Source organism: Desulfovibrio sp. Fe33, assembly GCF_028532725.1.
Taxonomy (GTDB): Bacteria; Desulfobacterota; Desulfovibrionia; order Desulfovibrionales; family Desulfovibrionaceae; genus Pseudodesulfovibrio.
The window spans coordinates 111,528-129,633 of sequence record NZ_JAQKGU010000008.1 but is presented as its reverse complement, the minus strand read 5'-3'; the positions used below and the strand labels follow the sequence as shown (position 1 = coordinate 129,633).

Genomic DNA, 18,106 nt, shown 5'->3' with positions numbered 1-18,106 from the left:
AATTAATTATTATCTAAAACCCCAGCAGCGTCTAGTTCGTTTAAAAACGTGTTTAGAGCAGCCTTGGCTTCTCTGAAAAGAATAGTATTCCCATATGGTTCAAAGTTGAAAAAATCTCGGACGATAATTTCGCCGCTTCGGATGATTTGATTGTTAAGTGTAACAATGGTCCATCCCCCATCTTCATCTTCGTCAAGGATGTCTTCAGCGATTTGCTGCAAACGGCGTTGGGTGATTTCCATATCCCGTTTTCTTCCCTTTTTTAGGGTGATGCTAGCACTGATGGACTCCTCTTCTTGGCAATCCTGTAAGTTCTGATTGGTTTCAATCAGAGCTTTGAAAAAACCGATGCGAGTATCGGCATTTTCAATTTCACGCATTGATGCTTCATAGATAGATGCATTGATGATTATCTCTTTAACTCCCTGTTCTTTAATCATCCGTATTTGTTCAACTTTAGCAATTTTATCGAGTTGGAGAGAGCAGGCGCGGTCATGATCCTCTAATCCTTCTTTGAACAGCGTTCTCAGGTAGCGAGTAATGTATGATTCGTGAATGTGCGTCGAGCAGAATACCAAGTGATTGCCTCGTACGCGGAGATTCATATCCCCTTCCACGAAATCAAATCCGTCTTTGGCCTGATCTGTATCCATTTCCGATAAGGCGACATTCTTGTTTTTGCTAGTGAGGGCTGTGGTAGCATCTGGGGTATATCCGTTGAGATGCAGGTAAATGCCATCTTGTTTATGACTGTCCCATTCGTTGCTTTCAAATGTTTTGGCTGAAAGTTGAAAGGATCGATTTTCAACTAACGGAAGAGATTGGATAGCGCGGCGTAGGTAGCTTTCTAATGTCGGTGCAGGACCATTGTCAGCGAACTGGCAACGGCGGTAATTCAGCGTGCGTCTAATTTTTGTCATGTGCTATACCTTTTATTCGTGACAATCTTTCAAAATGGCATGAATTGTTTGTCTTTGTATATAGGCATGACAAATAGATTTCAATCCATATGGGCTAATTTAGACAAAAGGTTTTGCGAACTCTCCGAACTATCCGGTTTCATCGAATATCGGTATACCCCCCCGGCCACTCCAGGGCATCCCCTTGTCCCAATTTGTATACCAGGGCGTATACCAAGGCACGAAAAAAGCGCTTATGATCTCTCATAAGCGCTTGATTTCGTTGGAGCCAGGAATCGGAATTGAACCGACGACCTACTGATTACGAAGAAAATGTCTGGGGAATAAGTGTTGAAATGATTGAACTTATTTGGAAAATTTTTGTATACCGGGGCAAAAAGGCGTATCCTGATATACACTCGGTATACCAAAGGAAAATACTGGATTTCGACGTTCGTCGAAATGACTAGACTGCAAAATTAATGAAATTTTGCAGTCATATCATTACATCAAGATACAGCGATCATTGCGACAGCATCGGCTCCGGCACCTCCCAGGTGCCGGAGCCGAGCGGAACACAGGCGATTATTTGGCGCTGGCACCAGCGTTGTACTGATAGTTGCCCTCAAACTGGTCAAGAACGATGGTGTTGGGCGGGTTGGAATCGGCGGTGGACTTCAGCGTCAAGTCTTGTTCCAACTTGCGAGATCTGAAGTTCCATCCCTTGGGTAAAGTCAGACGCTCGCCGAGGGTGGGCAGGTTTTCGATGGTATTCTTGGGGTCGATCTTCAGCGACAGGCTGAACATGGTGTAAACGGCGCCCTCGGGGGTGATCAACTCGTACACAGTTTCGCCGGCATTGAAGCTAAAGGTGTTGGTACGCTTGGAGACCAGCACCTTGTAAGAAGGCAACGTTCCGGAAACAGCCTTACTGAGGTCAGGGGTCTCGAAGATGCCAAGGATACGCAAGGGGATCGTGGCGATCACCCTCTCTTTGCAGCCAAACCAAGCCATCCCGGTTATGCCGTTCGCCACGAGACGGCGCGGACCATTGAAGAGGACGCCATCGCTCCCATATTCCTTTTTCAAGGTATCTGCATCAAGAGCGCGGAAGCGGGCGTCCATCACATCGTTGGGCGCCTCAAGGTCGTTGCCGAGAGAATTGTAGTAGTAGCCGACACCGCTGCCGTCGGCCTCGCGGTTCATGAACAGAATTTCGTAGAAGGCCTTGCCGCGCCAGTTCTCCATCTGGATCGGGCAGGGATCCTTCAGGCCAACGTTCTGTTCGGCCATGGCCGGTGTAATGGCCCACAGTAGCCCAATCGTCAGCGCAATTGCTTTCACGGTCATGGTTGCCATTTTCTGCACGTTGACTCTCATTTTCTTCACTCCTCTTTTCGCTCTTGTTCTTGCCTTGTGGCAGTATGTATTAAAGTCCAAAAGATTAACGCGGTGAGTTGTTCCCCAAGCTGCCTAGGTAGAACAGCTTGGGGAAGATGGAATAGTTACGGTTTGTAATTGGTCATGCCCGGTCCCGTCTTGTCATAGACGTTGAAGAATTCATCGGGCATGATAGTGGCGAGGCCGTTTTCCGGCTTCTCGATCAGATCCTTATCCAATGTTTTCACCCGGACCTTCCAGCCATCTGGCAGTTTCTTGAACATGTCCGCCCCTGACGCAACGAATTCCCCATAGGTATGCTTCGGGTTGAGTCCCAGTTGGAATCCCTTCAGGATCCAGGTATTGCCGTCCGCGTCATCAAGAAGAAATACGGTGGTTCCCTTGTTCCAGCCTATTCCGCTCTTTCGTGCGATGGTTTTGGGCTCATACGGCTTGCTCTCGGCCACCCCTCCGGTGTTGTCTCCCATGTTCAGCTGGGCTACCCAGATGGCGGAAATGCCATTGAAGGTTCTCTCAACTCCGGTATCGATTCCCATCCAATCGGGCGACCAGATTTTCGGACCGTTCAGCGATGCCCCCAATACGCCGTATTCCTTTTTCATTTGATCAAAGTTGAGCCCTGCAACAAGTTTCTGCGGTGCCGTGTCTTTTGACGCGGGGATTCCCTTGGCTGTCGGCATCGAGTTGTAGCAAGCCGCCACCAGTTCCCCTGACTTCGGGTCGGGGAAAGCTAGAAATATTTCAATATACCGTGTTTCGTGCATGTTATCGACGCGCTTGTATGTCGGGTTGGTGCCATCGGAAATAATTTCTGGTTCGGAACAATGTGCATTTTGAACGACGTAAGGAAGCATTGTCATCATTACAATGGCAAACAGCATCAAAACATTTTTCGTACTTGGCATTGATCTTCTCCTGTTGAACAAGAATTACGCACTATCATGGTTGAATGAATTCACCAGGCCATGGATACAATGGTTGTTTTTTCTGTAACATCAATGCAGCGAATGGCTGCTGTTGTATTCTCGAAGAGCCTGCTCACTTTACTGGCTGGGCCTCCGGGAATTTCCAGGTGCCGTTGATGACCTCCTTGTCAGGCTGATACATCCTTACGATGTAATTCCAGCCCGGCGTAATCGGCAGAAAATTTGATTGAGACGGATCGCCTCCGAAATGAACCGTAGCTGAACCGTCGGGGTTCCTTTTGGCGGTTACGTTATTCACGGAGTAGGCGTTCCACTTATTTTTCTCCATAAATCCTTTGATGTTATATACTGTTATTGAGCAAAACCCCTCTGTGGGAATCTTCTGCGCCATGGTCAGGCTGTAGGGTGTTTTCCCATCGTTCTTCTCAGGTTCCACATTGACATAAAACGCGGCGTATTCGGGAAGGCCTCCCCAGCCATAAGCCGTACCGAGCAGGTGGTTTATGGGATCCACCTGCTTTATGTTGCCGAACATACCTATGGTGTTGGTTTTGGTCGCCGCCAGGACGTTAATGGCGTCACGAAGTCCGGCAAGGGACTTCTGATCCCAATCCGGGACATCGAAGGTACCCGCGCTCTTTTGCCTGACGGCTATTTGATCCTGCAGTTCGTTGCCGTCCTTTATGTCGGCTGGGTCGTTGGCATCGATAAATGTCCGAAAAAGAAAGAGAACATACCGGGTGCCGACGGTGTCTTCGGTAAAAGTGAATTCTCCTTTACCGGTTTCCACCGCAAGCGTGTACTGATCCTGGTTGAGGACCTGCATGGACTGATAACGCCCTTTGCCGTCGGGCTTCACAATGGTGACCGGTTCCGTGAGGTCGAATACCCCCACGGAATAGATCGTATCGCGGTTCATGCGGATCACGTTTTGTTTGTCTATGGGCGTGGGCTTGCGAAAGTGCAGAAGCTTGCCAAAGGCCTGATCTTTGACATAGCGCGCAAAAGTCGTATCCGTTTCAGCCCGGATAAAATTGTCAACCGTAACTTTTTCCACGGCTTTTGCAGGCAGCGGAGCCGAAATGGCCAACCCGATTGCAGTAAAAAAACACAAAATTAATGCCTTCATGTGAATGTCCTTTTGAAAATGTTTGCCGCCTACATAGCAAACAATTGAATATTCGTACATATGTTTGAATGGAATTGGGGCAAAGTCCCAAGTGGGTATAATCGAAGGGGTAGTTTTAATTAGGGGAAAGATTGTGGCTCCATAGGGTCGCTCGGTGTCCCCCTTACCCCATGCGACACCCCAACCGGTTTCAGGCCAAACTCGACAGCACTGACGGTGCCATCGTCAAAGACCTCAAGACGAGCCGCACCGTGGCCCAGTTCCCGCCGGAGTCCGACCACAAAGGCATGGACAGTCGATACGCCGAAGCTACCGCTGCGGAGTTCAACCGGCTGTACGGGGAAAGGTTGGCGGCGTTGGAGAGGATGGGGCGGTAGAGTTATTTCTCCATGGCGGATTTCTTTATTGGCCGCGGCGTTCCGCTGCTCGATTTCTTCTCGTTTGTTCTCTGGCAATCCGCCCATTAACCCCTATTTAACCTTATTGGTACTTTGCCCCTCCAAGACTCACTTACGGACTCACTTGGACGACTGACAAAGAAAAAGCCACTTACACATTCATGTAAGTGGCTGTCTTTTCAGGAGCCAGGAATCGGAGTTGAACCGACGACCTACTGATTACGAAGACCTGTGCTGAAAATATACGCTTTGAAATTATTAACTTTTTTCAACAAAATCTGCCGCCTGGGCACATAAAAACATACCCTGGTATACAGTTCGTATACCAGGGGAAAATTCATGAATTCTGGACGGTTACTTTTGGTTTTCTGATGTGTTATGCTTAAAGGTGTATCTAAATTTGTCGAGTTCCCAAGCGGATAGAGTGGCGACTTGCTGATTGTTGGTCATTTGGTCGTCTGAATCTGAGGCCGTTGAATTCCCATCCCTTATTCTTCGAAAAAGGATAGTGCGACCTGCTTGGTCGTCGAGTTGTCCAACGCGTTCAGACCACCCTGGAAATACTTGCTCCAGTTGGGGCCGCGTTGTCTGAGGTCTTCATGTGCCTCAAGCAGGGCGTCCGGGTCATCTTCCATGAGTATCTCGATGAGCTGCTGAGCTTGCAGCAGATCCTTGCGCCGCTTGGCTGTTTCAATGGCGTCACGGCGTTGCGACACGATCAGTTTGTGCAGGGCAAACCGTGCTGGGGATGGCACATGCGTCAAAGCACCACCTCCGACGAGTACGACGGTTTGCACGGGTTCTACGACGAGGAAATCCAAAAATCGCTGAGGGTGTCCATGCGCTTTGAGTGTGCGCGAGTGGATTGGACCTCGGCTAGGACCGGAAAAGGGCATGAGCACATCAAGGCGAAGCTTGTCCTTGTTGATGTAGGATACCGGAGGCATCTTGGGATCAATCCCCGGAACTTCGCTGAACGTGTCATCAAGCTGTTTGAGGATATCAAGCAATGGGACATCAAGCGAATTGTCCTTTACGGCGAGAGAAATCGCATCGGCCTGAGTCATGTCAACATCCATGGTGTAGAATGCGGCTTGACCGAATTTCGCCCCCAGCATCGCGCCATAGGCTTGGAAGGCAATGGTCCCGACGAGGATGGCTTTTTCAAGCACTCCCGCTTCGTGCAGGCCCAGGAGCAGGTTGGCCAGCTTGCCCGTCGGGGCCGCAACCCCTGACGACTTGAGAGTGCTGATGATCTCGCCTCGGCTTGTATAGCCCGCTTTGGCCGCTTCGAATCTTCCCACCTTGAGGGCAAGTTCAGTGTCGCCCACGGGGCCGAGGTATTCCCGCTGTTGATATTTCCCAGGTGTCGTCCTCCTGCTTTTTTGGAAATACCAGTGGTCTTGGCCGTCAACGGGAACGGTGACGATGCTGCCGCTCAAAGGCCAAAGTTCAGGATCACGCGGTTCGGCTCTGCATTGATCAACAAGCTCGGCAAACAGACTGTGAGTTATGATGGGAAGTCGTTTCATGAAGCGACTATAATTCAATTTGGAAATGAAGTATAGCGTGTGTGGCTATAATTCTTCCCGCTCGATCGGGCAGTCTCTGCATCCCGAAGATGGGCTGGAACTGAGCGTGTCCCTTCCTCCCGAGCCTGTACCCGCCTATTCTGCGGCACAAAGTTTTTGCGTCCATCCGGTTGATATAAATAGCTATGATAAGCATCAAGTGCCGCCATACAAAAGCTGAAACGGAGAAACTAATGTCAAAATACCGCAACCACCCCATTGTCAGGGAAATCATCAACGGACTGAGCAAACTGAACCTGCCCAAGATAACCTGGGCGAAGGACGTTCTCGTGGCATCGCTGGACGGGGAGTGCCAGGCCAATACTGACCCGGTCAATGTTTGTATCGCGTTGCATTTCAATTTCGACCTTGAGGATGAGGAGTACGGTGAGCACATGCAGATCGTCACGGTCGAGTCGTGCATCAATGGAGGCGGGACCGGGCTTGTGTCCGTGGTCATGGACTGCTTGTCCGAGGACATGACGGTGTGCGTATATGACTCTACCGAAGGCGAGGCCAAGAACTTCTGGCCGAAGATGGCGGCGAAGTATCCAAACATTGTACGCTATTGATCCTCTGACAGGAGCCTTGCCAGGACCATCGACTGATCTTCTGTTTCACGCTCCCAGGCAAAGCTCCCGGCGGCAGCGTCGGCCACCTGCGCAAGATAAAGCTGTTTCCGGGCGTCCAGAGCGACCTCTTTCGCAATTCCGTCCGCTTTCGGGTTGAGCGGGTGGGCTTTGTGGAAGTTCTCATCGAGGAGGTAGTGCAGGGCGTGACATACGGTGAAGGTCGCTTGGTCGTCGAAGTCATGGCAGGTGGCGGTGAGCGTCACCCTGCCGATAGCCAATTGCTCATACAGGTCGGGAGCGGAGCAGGCGTCTTTGAAGAACTCTTGGGCAGCGTTTTTCGCCTGCCGTAGGGCCTCTTCGTACGTCTTCGCAGGCAAGATCGATTCGATCACCCTCCGCGCGCCCTTGTGCACCACGTTGTGCGCAATGCCTCTTGCCGCTGACGCCAGGGCTTCCGGGAGGAAGCTCTCCATTTCCTTTTCGGTGATCTCGACGTTTTCGTACCCTTGTAACTTGAGCAGCTCATCGGCGAGGGTGTAGGCGACGTGCCATATCTCGGCTTCAACGGCAGCCAGGACGTGCTTAGACGTGGCCCCGAATGCCGCGCCGAAAGAGATTGGGCTGCCTCGTCTCCAGGCGCAGCGTAGGCCCGTCTCCCTGTTGCCCGTGCCGCTGTAAGCACCGAGCCTGGCCCAGGCTCCGTGATACGACCTGACAGCCTCGGCCGCTTTGTTCAGAGCGGGGACGAGGTTGTGCGACCCTGTCAGCAGGGCACAGTCCCGCGCATCTCGGCCCGAGATCGGCGAGTCAGTCATGTTTTCTAGCATGATGGGCTGGGCCGTTTGCCAGAGGCATTCCTGGAGTTCTTCGTACTCGACCTCGCCGTGGGCATGGAGGTGGGCCATGCGCATGAGTCCCCCGAGGTTGTCCTGGGCGATGTCGGAGTCTTCCCAAAGAGGCATGACGCGGTATGCCGCATCGATGGCGAGCAGCCTGAGCGTCTTCTCTATGAAATCCTCGTGCTTGTAGGATGCTGCATCCATGGCGTCCAGACAGGCGTGGAGTCCCAGGTTTTCGAGTATGAAAGGGAACGTGGGCTGGGCGTCCTCGGAGTCCGTCAGAAGGTCGAGTTTGGCCTTTGCGGTCGGCTGCATCCCGTCGTTGACGAGCTTGCCTTCCGCGATGGAAATAAATTTTTTCATGGTCGTGTCCTGGATTGGAAGGATGGAGCTCGGGGCAACAAAACAGCACCCAAGCTGTTGGTGGGCTTATATCTCAGCCAGTTTTTCGATGGCTTCTTTCTCGCCGTCGCCGATCAGGTGGTAGTACACGTTAAACAGCATTGCCGGGCCTGAGTGGCCCATGAGGGAGGCGACCGCCTTGATGTCTGCCTTTTGGGCGATCAGGCTGGAGGCGAAGTAGTGTCGGAGGTGGTAAGGCACCACCTGCTTGCCGATGCCGGAATTCTTCACTGCGGTCCTGAACGCCTTGATGTAGCTCTGGACGGGCTTGCCCTTATACTCAACGATGTATTCAGAAGTTGCCGTTTTCTGCCACTCCTTGATCTCCTCAAGGATGTCGTCGAGCAGGTGAACGTACCTGTCGCTTCTGGCCGTCTTAGAGCCGCGAATCCTGACGCGCTTGTTATGGAAGTCCACGTCGCTGTACTTGATCTTGAGAAGTTCGCTCTTGCCCGGTCGGCAGCCCGTGCTCATGATCAGCCTGATCGCCTTGTAGATGTGCAGCGGAGAGTGGTCGAGGATGGTCAGGATGTCGTCTTTGTCGATGGGCAAGTCGCGGTGCTTCTCGCGTTTCAGCACGCGCTTTCGCCAAGCCGCCATCGGGTTCTTTTCGATGTACTCGAACTCCACGCCGAAGTTGAACATGACGTTGAGGTACGTGATGTAGCGGTTGAACGAGCTGGGGGATAGGTCGGCGTACTCTAGGGCCAACACGTTGAAGTCCTCCCCCTTCAGCTTGTGGATCGGCGCGTGGTTCAGGGCAGGCAGGTACGAGTTGTTCAGCCTGTTCGCCACCTCCTTGAGGAACTTCTGCTCACGGCCACGGGCCTTCTCGTGGTCGAGGTATATCTGGCCGAGCTCGTCCAGGTAGATGTGCCCCGCCCTGATATCCTCCTTGCGAGCCTTCATCAGGTTGATCTCGGCGTTGCGCTCGTGGGCCGATTTCTTGGCCTCGGTCCCCTTGCCGAAGTACTCCTTCTTCGGGCTCTTGCGGTGGACGACGCGGTACTGGACGAACCAGCGTCCGTCCTTGGTGACTCCTACCGCCATCCCTACACCTCCACCGGGACGAACCCGGCCTTGCGGACGCGCAGGGGATTGAAGAAGTCGCCGGGGCAGGCCATGAAGCTATCCAGGTCCACCTTGCGGTACCTGTCCTTGTTCGGACCGCACTTCGGGATGTCGTAATCCTTGGCGAACTGCCTGAATTTAGCCGTGCTGTAGCCGCAGTATTCTGCTGCTTCGCGTTGGTTGAAGAAGTGCCGTTCGACACGAAGCGGTTTGCTCATCTCTAATCTCCTCCGGTTAAATCGTTGATGAAAAAATGTGAAGAGTCTCCCTCTCTCTCTTCATGGGACTAAAAAACGGGTGCATAAGTAAACTTGTCCTCTGAAATTAGATGGAATTCTTCAGGATGCTGACCACCTCCGTGTCGCTGATGCCGAGGTAGCGCATGGTGACGGCTGGCGAGGCGTGGTTGAAACGCTTGCACAGCACCTCGAAGCCGACGCCGAAATGGACGCGCTGAACGTAGCCGAACGTCTTTCGCAGGCTGTGAGCGCCGTAGTTGCCGTCGAGGCCAGCCTCGCGGCACCACGCCTTGACCATGCGGTTGACGGACTGGATGGTCAGAGGCCTGTTGTCTCCCTTCTGTGATCGGAACAGGTAGTTGTCGTCGCTGAACGAGCCTGACGCGAGGAACCGCGTCAGTGCCGCGTGGACTGAATCGTTGACGGCAAGGACGTTGGTCTTGCCCGTCTTGGACTCCTTGATGTCGATGGTGTCGTCGATGTTCTTACCGCGCAGGTCTCCGACCTTGAGCCGCAGGAGGTCTCCACAACGGATGCCGTTATTGGTCGCAATCACGAAGAGCAAAAGGTCACGCGGCTTGTCGTGGAGTATGCCTTTGATGGCCGAGATAACGTCGAGGGAGCGGATGGGCTCGACGGTGATGGAACTTCCCTTGGGGGGATGATTGTCGTTTCTAGGGCTCATTTCCGAATGTTAAGTATCTGCTTGGTTTTGCGTGTATTTTTAACATTCTCTGGGCGGACGATCTTGAGGAGTCGATAAGTCTTCAAAATCACAGTCGCTTTTCGGAGAATGTTAACTTTTATCAAAAACTTAACATTGTCGGTCGGTTATCGTGAATGTCGCGTCGAGAAGAAAAATGCGGAAATGTGGCTGAAAAGTCGAAGTCAGAAACATTGATTAGATAAATACTAATAAGGAGCGATGAATCGCGGGGAGCGAAGCAGCGTGAGTGGATTTCTTTCAAGAAATGCAACGATGAGCAACGCTCATCGGATGGGTGAGCCTTGCTCACCTTTTCCGGTGAGTGTGCTCATGCGCGAAGCGCACAATGGCTCATTCAATGAACTTGAATCTTGATTTGGAATATTGAGAATGTGCTGAATCGAATGGTCGATGAATGGGGATCAAGCTGTGGGCGCAAAGTGTCTTTCAATAGAATTGTTGGTCAAACGCAAAAATGGCGTTCGCAGGCCATAGCCCGCAAACGCCAAATTCGTCTTCTTCAAATGCCGTCCATCGTCCCTACTGAAATTTCGACACGCACTCCTTGAGCACCGCATCCTGCTGGATTCGCTCTTTCCAGTAGCCGGACTTCATTCCCATGTCCTTCCTGAGCTCGTCGGGGTTGATTGATTGCTTGAGCAGCAGCACGATCTCGTCCCAGGCCTTGCGAGAAACCTTGTCGAACTGGCCGTTCATGACCTTGGTGAAGTGCGACCTGCTGTAGCCGGACGCCTCTTGGAGGCGAGCCGGGCTTATTCGATCCGACTTGTAGAAGGCGAAGTAGAGGCGGGCCCAGGCCAGGAAGTCGAGGTCGTTGGCGAGGGACTTGAGCGCTTCGCTTCTTGTCCTCTTCTTCGCCTTGATCCGATTGAGTTTGTAAAGCTCCGCGAGCTCGGCGTACGCCGTTTTGTTGTCGATCCCCTTCACTTTGGCCCAGAGCATGATCGCGTTGCCGTGCCATGAGCAGGCGTGGCAGTGGACCTGGCCATTGTCGTATGGGGTGAAAGCCCTTTCGCCGCAGAACGGGCAGACGAGGTTGCCGCTTTTTGCGATGGGGTCGAGGCTGAGCTCGACGAAAAGGTCTTGGTAGTTGATGGTTTCGAACATCGTATCTCTCCGTATTACATATAAGAATAGAGAACGTGAGCAGGCAGGCGGACGATCCGCAAGCCCCTCACGTTTCTATTTATGTGGACGGAAAGAAATTTTAGTTCACGATGTCAGAGGCGAAGCCGTAGATGGCGCAGAGGTCCTCATCAGAAGCTGATTCGATGATTTTGTGGAGCTTGTCGGCGATGGCTTGGCGATCGATTTAGTACTCGTGGGAAACGCCGAGCAGTTTGAATTCGATTATCGAATACGGCTACCTGAAGGAAGGGGCGTCTTTCGGCGTTGGAAATGAAAAGGGCTCCCGGAATCCGGAAGCCCCATATTGTTGCTACCCTCTCCAGAAAGGCATTTCGATCATCTGAAACGATGCAGGCTCATTGCCGTTCCATGCGGGGAAGCGGGGCACCTGGAAAACGGCTAACAGCGTTTCTTTTTGGACTGCTCGTTCGACGATGCCTCCGTTCACTCCGGCGCTTCGATATGCCTGGTTCTTCTCCTTGTAGAAACGCTCCAGGTTCTTTCTCTCGCGCTCTTCCCGGAACGCCGCTTCTTCGCCTTGGATGAAGCCGTCCATAATGTCGCCTCCCACTTCGGCGGCTGCGGGTTTATCCAGCACGAAATCATCCCAAACAACCTTGGAATTGACCTTCTCCTCGAACATCTGCCGCGCCTCTTCGCGCGGGGGAAGGAACAGTGCGCGGTCGTTACCGATCCTGGTTCGGTCGAATTCGAGCAACTTGCGAATTTCCTTGGTTAAGGCTCCCGGATCAGCGATCCTGTTCGCCCTGGTGCGCACTTCGCAGGCCTTCAGGTTTTCTCGCCACTCCTTGAAATGGGTGTAGAGATCAGCCGTCTTGACCCTCTGGTTCCATTTGATGGAGGAGTGATCGTCGCCGATGTGAAGCAGACCTTCGTATGCCCAGCGCTGGAGCGGGGTGAAGCTGTTGACCATCTGCTTGAACAGACCTTCCGTTCTCGGCGGTGTCCTGAGCTTGTTCATGTCGATTTCCCACTCCAGCAGGTCATCGAGGAACGCTTCAATGCCGCCGTTGTTGATCTCATGCCGAAGGGCCTTGAAATAGGCGTGATCCTGGGCCTTATCCGGCGAGATTTCCAAGACCAGGAAGCGGCGTTCGTCGGGAGACGCCGAGACAACGTGCTCGTTGTTTGAGATGAACACGACGCGCATAAAGGTTTCTACCTCTCGGATGTCCACGCCCTTCGGCTCGACTCCCATCAGTTCTTCAGTGATCATCGATTTGACGACCTCATTGGCTTCGTGGTCGCCATGAAAGAACGCTTCCTCGTTCACGACCAGGAGCTTGCTGGCAAGGTGGGCGTTGAAATTGCCGGTCAGGTGGTTTCGGTGACACACCTTGCAATACAGGCTGCCGAGGATCGGCTTGAAAACGCACTCCAGAATTGTGGATTTTCCAGTGCCCTTGCCTCCAGTGACGATCAGGGCCACGCCGGGCTTTTCCCACGGTCTCTGGAAGAGGTGGGCAAACCAGCCCATGACAGATTCGAACAGTTCTTCGTCGCCGTTGCACCAGATTTCGCGGAGGTGGGACTTCAAGCGGGACCAGTCGCCTTTCTTCGGCCTCCTGGACAGGCCTGGGTACGAGTTGAAGAACTTCTTAGCCATTTCCTTGGACAAGGGGCGGGGGCTGAATACGGTCTTGAGTTTCTGGTTCTTGTGCTTCCACTTGCACCAGTATTTGGCGATCGGCATCGGCTTCCATGACTCGCCGTTCTGGGTCATGTGCTTGACCAGGATCGTGTCTGCCTCGTGCCTGTCGTACAAGTCGCGCTTCTTCATCGCGTTGATTTCTTTGGCTCCGCGATGGTCGTGGGTGCGCTCCATAATCATCATGGCCCCGTCGTGCATGGCCTGGCAGTACATCTCGTTCATGCACAGGAGGGCTTTCAGCCCCTCAGGCCTGACATTGTCATCGGTGATTTCCTCCGTATCATAGCTGGGGTTTAGGATTTTCTGGATCATTTCCTTTGATGTTTCATTCATGCAGGTTTCCGTCCTACAATCTCGTTAGTGCCGGGTGCTGTCCGCCGACCCATTGTCGGCGGCGCGTTTCAGCAGGGTTCGTTTATTTAGTTGAGTGAGGCATGCGGGAGAGTCGAATTTGGTATTTTTTTTAAAAAGTTGCCAGCACGTTGGAATGCCCCGCCCCGGAGCGCGCTCCGGGGCGCGCACCCGTCACCGAAAATCTTTCACAGGTTGGCTGGTCATTTTGAATTTTTGTTTTTGGATGATTTAGGTGGCACAAGTGGCGTTGGTGGATAGGTGTTTGATTTTAGTTGTAAAAATATAGAGCTGCAGGGGGGGGAGTGGCTTGGGGAGGCGGTGAGAATATGTGGTGATAGGGGTGTACGAAACCCAAAGGGCGAGATAAAGGCGTCTCCTTGGATCTCAAGCTAAAACAAGGAGATGAGCATGGACCACATGGAGAAAGCCGTGAAGATCGTGGAGGCGCAGGCTGGAGTCAGGCCGATGACTGCTGACGAGCTGTGCGAGACCATTGAGAGGTTAGCGGAAAGGCTGAAAAGGATCGCCGATGGCGAGAGTGAGCCGCCCAAGCAGGAGCCCCCTTGTGATCCCAAGCGGGCGATCAGGGACAAGTCGATCGTCTGCCTGGAGTGCGGACGGACATTCAAGACCCTCTCGAAGAAGCACCTGGAGTCGCACGGGCTGACGCCGGACGAGTACCGGGCCAAGTGGGGCTACAAGAAGCGTGCCCCGCTTTCCTGCCGAGATACGGCTAAGGCACGGTCAGAGCGCATGAAGGCGATGAAGATCTGGACGCGGACCGGGAAGAAGGACGACGCCAAGCCCAAGCCTTCCAAGGGCGCGGCCAAAGAATCTGCCAAGGATGCCTAGATTGGGAGGCCCGCCGTGATCACGGCGGGCCTTCTCGTTTCCTAGGGCCGGGCAGGGGCGTGTTCGCTCCTAGATCGGCATGATCTTATCAACTTTCGGAGAAGACGCGTCCAGGCGGCGCGGCAGGAGCATTATATGACGAGCAAGGCCAAAGGGCTGATCCCCATGATGCCCAGGCTGTACGAGACCGAGGACACGCCCCCCGCCGAGAAGCTGATCTGGGCGCACTTCTTCCTCGGGGACTCCCACTGGTACGCAGCCGAGTTCGACGGCAAGGACACGTTCTTCGGCTACGCGGTACTGAACGGCGACATGATGAACGCGGAGTGGGGATACTTCTCGCTGGCAGAGCTGACCGAACTGAGGGTGGGCCCGTTCGTGGTCTGCGTCGAGGACGGGTGGCGGGTGCGTGAGTTCAAGGAGGTCATGTCGGAACGGCACGGAGGGGGATGGAGTGGCTGAGGGATGGAGGAAGCACGAGTTTGAGATGCCCAGGTTATGCGAATCCGAGGGTGTCCCCGTCGAGGACAAGGAGGTATGGCTACACTTCTTTACCCTTGAGGGAGACTCCCACTGGATGGCGGTGGAGACTAACGGCAAGGGGCTTTACTTCGGCTGCGTCGTTTTGGACGGCGACTTCGAAAACGCCAAGTGGGGGTATTTCTCAATTGGGGAGATGGCTTTGACCGTGTCGGGGCTGTTGGTTCTGTGCAGGAAGACGGTGAAGCGGTTTGTGGACGTTATCGCGGAGGTGAGGGCAGGCTAAGGAGGAGTGCATGGTTGCGTAATGAGTAGGTCGTTGAAGAAAGGTGCGGTATGCCTTGCATTTGGTAACGATGCTTAATAATTAACCAGTATGGATATGCTTAAACCAGAAGCCAGAAGTCAATTAATGGCAAAGATTAAAAGCAAAAACACTAAGCCTGAACTTGTAGTTCGTTCATTGCTGCATCGGATGGGGTTTCGTTTTCGTTTACATCGTCGCGACCTTCCAGGTACGCCGGATATTGTCCTTCCAAAGTATAAAACCGTCATTATGGTAAATGGTTGCTTTTGGCATGGGCATGCGAATTGTCCAAAGGCCAAGAGGCCTAGTTCAAATACAGATTTTTGGTATAAAAAACTTGATGACAATATCGCCAGAGATCGGGAAAACGTTCTGAAGTTAGAGGAATTAGGGTGGCGAGTGATGGTAATATGGGAATGTCAGGTTAAAGATGTTTTTAAGTTGGAGGCTCGGTTGGCATCCATCGAGGGCCTATACGGTTAATGCCTGTTTACGAAATAACTAATTGAAATAAAATGTTTTATTGTTTTTGATGCGGGCTTTGGCATTGACGGACGGTAAACTTCAAGTTACCAATTCCCACTTACTGTTAGCATACGAAGACAGGGTGAAGGTTCTCCCCAGAAAAGTAATGCATTAACGATTTTTCGAGGATAAAAAATTGGTTACATCCCATAAAACTGCTATCGATCTGTTTTCATGTGGCGGTGGCATGAGTGCTGGATTTTCCGGACGACCGGAGTGGGAAATTGTAGCGGCAGTTGATTTGGAAGTCGCAAAGCCTTCTGGAAGGTCCTCGGGTGAGACTGGTTGTAATTCCATTTATGAAGCCAATCACGGGGTTCGTCCCCTTTCTGCAGATCTTTCTACGTTTCCCCCGGAAACTTTACGGGAGATGACAGGGTTGGCAAAGAAAGAGTTGACCTGCTTGATTTCTTGTGCCCCCTGTACAGATTTTTCGCGAGCGAATCCCACTAATCATTTGAGCGATCGTCAAAGAAATACCTTAGTTGGCCGTTCAGGAGATTTTGTGGAAGAGTTTTTACCGAAGACGTTCGTAATGGAAAATGCCCGAGAGTTGATTACGGGAAACCATCCACAGCATTGGTTGGGACTTAAGCAGCGTTTGACGTCTCTTGGATACGACGTACGCGAAGAGGTTCATTTCTTGAATCGTTTTGGACTGCCACAGGTCCGGGAGCGTGCTCTTATTATAGCATCTCGTATTGGTTCCGCAAGGGCCCTGGGAGATTTGTGGGAAGGTTGGGAAGTCTCTCCAGATGCTGTAACGGTTAGAACTGCCCTTACTCGGCTGAACAATATGGCTGTTGAACTGGAGAATGATTTCGAGGGTGCAAAGTATCCTAATACAGGCCGAAAGGTGTCAGACCGCCTTGCCGCAACACCTCATGATGGCGGCGGGTGGGTGGATGTCGCTAGGAATGATGCGACTAGACATTTATGCACACCTAAGTGCTTAAAGAAATGGGAGGACCAAGATTTAGGGTCACATCCCGATATTTATGGTCGTATGTGGTGGGACCGGCCTGCTCCTACAATCAAACGAGAGTGTGCACATGTTGGTAACGGGAGATACGCACATCCGGAGTTGAATCGGCTTTTGACTGTACGAGAAATGGCCACCTTGCAGGGCTTTCCTTTTGGATATCGTTTCCCAGGCCGTTCTGTTGCGAATAAGTATCGAGTGATTGGCGATGCTGTACCGCCGCTAATCGCATGGCAGGTCGCTGCTTGTGTCGAATGGATGTTAGATGGACGTAAACCTAGACGCGAGAAGTGGGTAATGCCAGGAACGACATTTCAACTAGCAGATTTAAAGCGTGTTTCGGTGGAGGTTGAAACTGAATCCCAAGTGGCTTAAAGGCCGCACCATGTCTTGACGTTATCTAAAAAGAAATTCCAATGTGTTGGATGGCGTTCACGACCTCCATCCCATCCCCAACAATGGTGCAGATTAAATGTGTGGCTAAACCTTGTTAAGTCGCGGCTGTTCATTTTTCTCTGTTGAATCCCTCCTTCTAGTATCTCACGATTCAGTACAGCCATCATTAAAAAACGGTCAGTACGCAGTTCCGTTTGCGTTTCACGGGATGCAAGCCCCATTCGCTCATGTAGATTGGAGAGGTCTGTAGCTGTTTTTATTTCACCGACAGCAAATTCATGCAAGGTCTGTGATCGAGCGGATTGGTTGTTTTTTACTTTATTAAATTTTTTCAGAGCTTCAGTGGCATCAGTGAAAGGCCGGTCAAGAGATTGAAAAATGTTGGCATCTTTACTTGTAGCAAACACAAGCGAACGGCCATTCTTAAGCAGCAGAGCCTTTGTGATGGATTTGGTAGTTCCAATACGAGTTCGCCAATCTGAGATTTCTTGTGGTGATCGTACATTTGGGGGAGGTATTTCTCCGACACTGTCAACAATTGCATTTGGATTTAAGTGCCTTATTGCATCTACAAAAGCAATAACGGCTCCTGCCGTTCCAATGGCACCGCTCACATTTTGTGTTTGCCCATGCGTTTTGATATTTTGCCGGTAGACATCGAAATTTTCGGGTTGAAAATCTCCAACCCGAACCCAATCCAACCATTCGTTTAATCGGGCTACCTCCTGGGATATGGCCTTTGTGTCCTGGGAAGGCTTAGCTGCAACAAGCTGTGGGAAAAGCGTTTTTTGTTGTTTCTTAGATAGCCCTGTGCATTTTAGAAAGTGTTTTTTTATAGCTGTGGCGTATTTGCTGGTAGTGCATGCAGTCTGAATATGAAGGTATCGCTCCGCAGCTTGTTCGGGATCATTTCCAACTTGCTTGGCGGAAAGACCGCAGGCTTTCAGAATAGATGATTCAGTCCAATTGAGAGGAATCTGGTTCCCCAAATCGCTATGAGTATTTTTTATAGATGTGCTCAGACTGTTTTTAATATTCCCTACTGTGATCCGGGCAAAAGCTTCGATGAATGCAAGAATTTCATCGGGGGATTGTGCAGCATGGTTTTCCGTTGGCATTATATTATTCACCGTTGAATATTCAATGTTTAGGACTGATGAGCATTTTTGACGTTAGCAGTGATAGATTTTTGAAGTATCTTTATCGTTGCATGAGGATATGCGTCAACTGTTCTTA

The 18,106-nt window shown here is 51.8% G+C and carries 19 protein-coding genes; 7 read left to right on the top strand and 12 right to left on the bottom strand.

Annotation, left to right across the window (positions count from 1 at the left end; all coding sequences use genetic code 11):
- Nucleotides 1–2: 2 nt before the first annotated feature.
- The 4 genes from PSN43_RS11625 to PSN43_RS11610 all read right to left on the bottom strand — a co-directional run bounded on the left by PSN43_RS11625 (nucleotide 3) and on the right by PSN43_RS11610 (nucleotide 4,415).
- Nucleotides 3–920 carry a hypothetical protein gene (locus tag PSN43_RS11625; protein ID WP_272700892.1) on the bottom strand — a complete coding sequence of 306 codons (918 nt, stop codon included), beginning with the start codon at nucleotides 918–920 and terminating at the stop codon, nucleotides 3–5.
- 564 nt (nucleotides 921–1,484) lie between these two features.
- Complete coding sequence (locus PSN43_RS11620; RefSeq protein ID WP_272700891.1) at nucleotides 1,485–2,279, bottom strand: hypothetical protein; 795 nt, start codon at nucleotides 2,277–2,279, stop codon at nucleotides 1,485–1,487.
- Between the two features lie 125 nt (nucleotides 2,280–2,404).
- On the bottom strand, nucleotides 2,405–3,205 hold the full coding sequence (locus PSN43_RS11615) for a hypothetical protein (protein ID WP_272700890.1): 801 nt from the start codon (nucleotides 3,203–3,205) through the stop codon (nucleotides 2,405–2,407).
- Between the two features lie 133 nt (nucleotides 3,206–3,338).
- A complete protein-coding gene (locus PSN43_RS11610) occupies nucleotides 3,339–4,415 on the bottom strand; it encodes a DUF1214 domain-containing protein (RefSeq protein WP_272700889.1) in 1,077 nt (358 codons plus the stop codon).
- 110 nt (nucleotides 4,416–4,525) lie between these two features.
- On the opposite strand from PSN43_RS11610, the gene PSN43_RS11605 reads away from it, so the two are divergent.
- The gene (locus tag PSN43_RS11605) at nucleotides 4,526–4,732 is read left to right on the top strand and encodes a hypothetical protein (RefSeq protein ID WP_272700888.1); all 207 of its coding nucleotides are present in this window, start codon (nucleotides 4,526–4,528) and stop codon (nucleotides 4,730–4,732) included.
- Between the two features lie 509 nt (nucleotides 4,733–5,241).
- On the opposite strand, the gene PSN43_RS11600 is transcribed toward PSN43_RS11605, so the two are convergent.
- Nucleotides 5,242–6,285 (bottom strand): GSU2403 family nucleotidyltransferase fold protein, encoded by a 1,044-nt coding sequence (locus PSN43_RS11600; protein WP_272700887.1) that lies wholly within the window; start codon nucleotides 6,283–6,285, stop codon nucleotides 5,242–5,244.
- Nucleotides 6,286–6,518: 233 nt separating this feature from the next.
- Here PSN43_RS11600 and PSN43_RS11595 point away from each other — a divergent pair, with 233 nt between their 5' ends.
- Complete coding sequence (locus PSN43_RS11595; RefSeq protein WP_272700886.1) at nucleotides 6,519–6,896, top strand: hypothetical protein; 378 nt, start codon at nucleotides 6,519–6,521, stop codon at nucleotides 6,894–6,896.
- Here the strand turns inward: PSN43_RS11595 and PSN43_RS11590 are convergent.
- The 6 genes from PSN43_RS11590 to PSN43_RS11565 all read right to left on the bottom strand — a co-directional run bounded on the left by PSN43_RS11590 (nucleotide 6,890) and on the right by PSN43_RS11565 (nucleotide 13,307).
- Nucleotides 6,890–8,098 carry a hypothetical protein gene (locus PSN43_RS11590; protein WP_272700885.1) on the bottom strand — a complete coding sequence of 403 codons (1,209 nt, stop codon included), beginning with the start codon at nucleotides 8,096–8,098 and terminating at the stop codon, nucleotides 6,890–6,892. The two genes, PSN43_RS11595 and PSN43_RS11590, sit on opposite strands and share 7 nt — an antisense overlap.
- Before the next feature lie 66 nt (nucleotides 8,099–8,164).
- A complete protein-coding gene (locus PSN43_RS11585; RefSeq protein ID WP_272700884.1) occupies nucleotides 8,165–9,187 on the bottom strand; it encodes a tyrosine-type recombinase/integrase in 1,023 nt (340 codons plus the stop codon).
- Nucleotides 9,188–9,189: 2 nt separating this feature from the next.
- The gene (locus tag PSN43_RS11580; protein WP_272700883.1) at nucleotides 9,190–9,426 is read right to left on the bottom strand and encodes a DNA-binding protein; all 237 of its coding nucleotides are present in this window, start codon (nucleotides 9,424–9,426) and stop codon (nucleotides 9,190–9,192) included.
- Nucleotides 9,427–9,532: 106 nt separating this feature from the next.
- Nucleotides 9,533–10,132, bottom strand: a complete 600-nt coding sequence (locus PSN43_RS11575; RefSeq protein WP_272700882.1) for a site-specific integrase — start codon at nucleotides 10,130–10,132, stop codon at nucleotides 9,533–9,535.
- 561 nt (nucleotides 10,133–10,693) lie between these two features.
- Nucleotides 10,694–11,281, bottom strand: a complete 588-nt coding sequence (locus PSN43_RS11570) for a hypothetical protein (RefSeq protein ID WP_272700881.1) — start codon at nucleotides 11,279–11,281, stop codon at nucleotides 10,694–10,696.
- Nucleotides 11,282–11,612: 331 nt separating this feature from the next.
- Nucleotides 11,613–13,307, bottom strand: coding sequence for a primase-helicase family protein (locus tag PSN43_RS11565; protein WP_272700880.1), 1,695 nt, complete (start codon nucleotides 13,305–13,307; stop codon nucleotides 11,613–11,615).
- Between the two features lie 429 nt (nucleotides 13,308–13,736).
- Between PSN43_RS11565 and PSN43_RS11560 the strand changes: the two genes are divergently transcribed.
- From PSN43_RS11560 to PSN43_RS11540, 5 genes are all read left to right on the top strand, one after another.
- Nucleotides 13,737–14,180, top strand: coding sequence for a MucR family transcriptional regulator (locus tag PSN43_RS11560; protein ID WP_272700879.1), 444 nt, complete (start codon nucleotides 13,737–13,739; stop codon nucleotides 14,178–14,180).
- A gap of 135 nt (nucleotides 14,181–14,315) precedes the next feature.
- On the top strand, nucleotides 14,316–14,642 hold the full coding sequence (locus PSN43_RS11555; protein WP_272700878.1) for a DUF2958 domain-containing protein: 327 nt from the start codon (nucleotides 14,316–14,318) through the stop codon (nucleotides 14,640–14,642).
- Nucleotides 14,635–14,946: a hypothetical protein gene (locus PSN43_RS11550; RefSeq protein ID WP_272700877.1), complete on the top strand. Its 312-nt coding sequence runs from the start codon at nucleotides 14,635–14,637 to the stop codon at nucleotides 14,944–14,946. The genes PSN43_RS11555 and PSN43_RS11550 overlap by 8 nt, the downstream gene beginning before the upstream one ends.
- A gap of 90 nt (nucleotides 14,947–15,036) precedes the next feature.
- Complete coding sequence (locus PSN43_RS11545) at nucleotides 15,037–15,450, top strand: very short patch repair endonuclease (RefSeq protein WP_272700876.1); 414 nt, start codon at nucleotides 15,037–15,039, stop codon at nucleotides 15,448–15,450.
- Between the two features lie 178 nt (nucleotides 15,451–15,628).
- Nucleotides 15,629–16,849, top strand: coding sequence for a DNA cytosine methyltransferase (locus tag PSN43_RS11540; RefSeq protein WP_272700875.1), 1,221 nt, complete (start codon nucleotides 15,629–15,631; stop codon nucleotides 16,847–16,849).
- On the opposite strand, the gene PSN43_RS11535 is transcribed toward PSN43_RS11540, so the two are convergent.
- On the bottom strand, nucleotides 16,846–17,988 hold the full coding sequence (locus PSN43_RS11535; RefSeq protein WP_272700874.1) for a hypothetical protein: 1,143 nt from the start codon (nucleotides 17,986–17,988) through the stop codon (nucleotides 16,846–16,848). The two genes, PSN43_RS11540 and PSN43_RS11535, sit on opposite strands and share 4 nt — an antisense overlap.
- Nucleotides 17,989–18,106 lie beyond the last annotated feature (118 nt).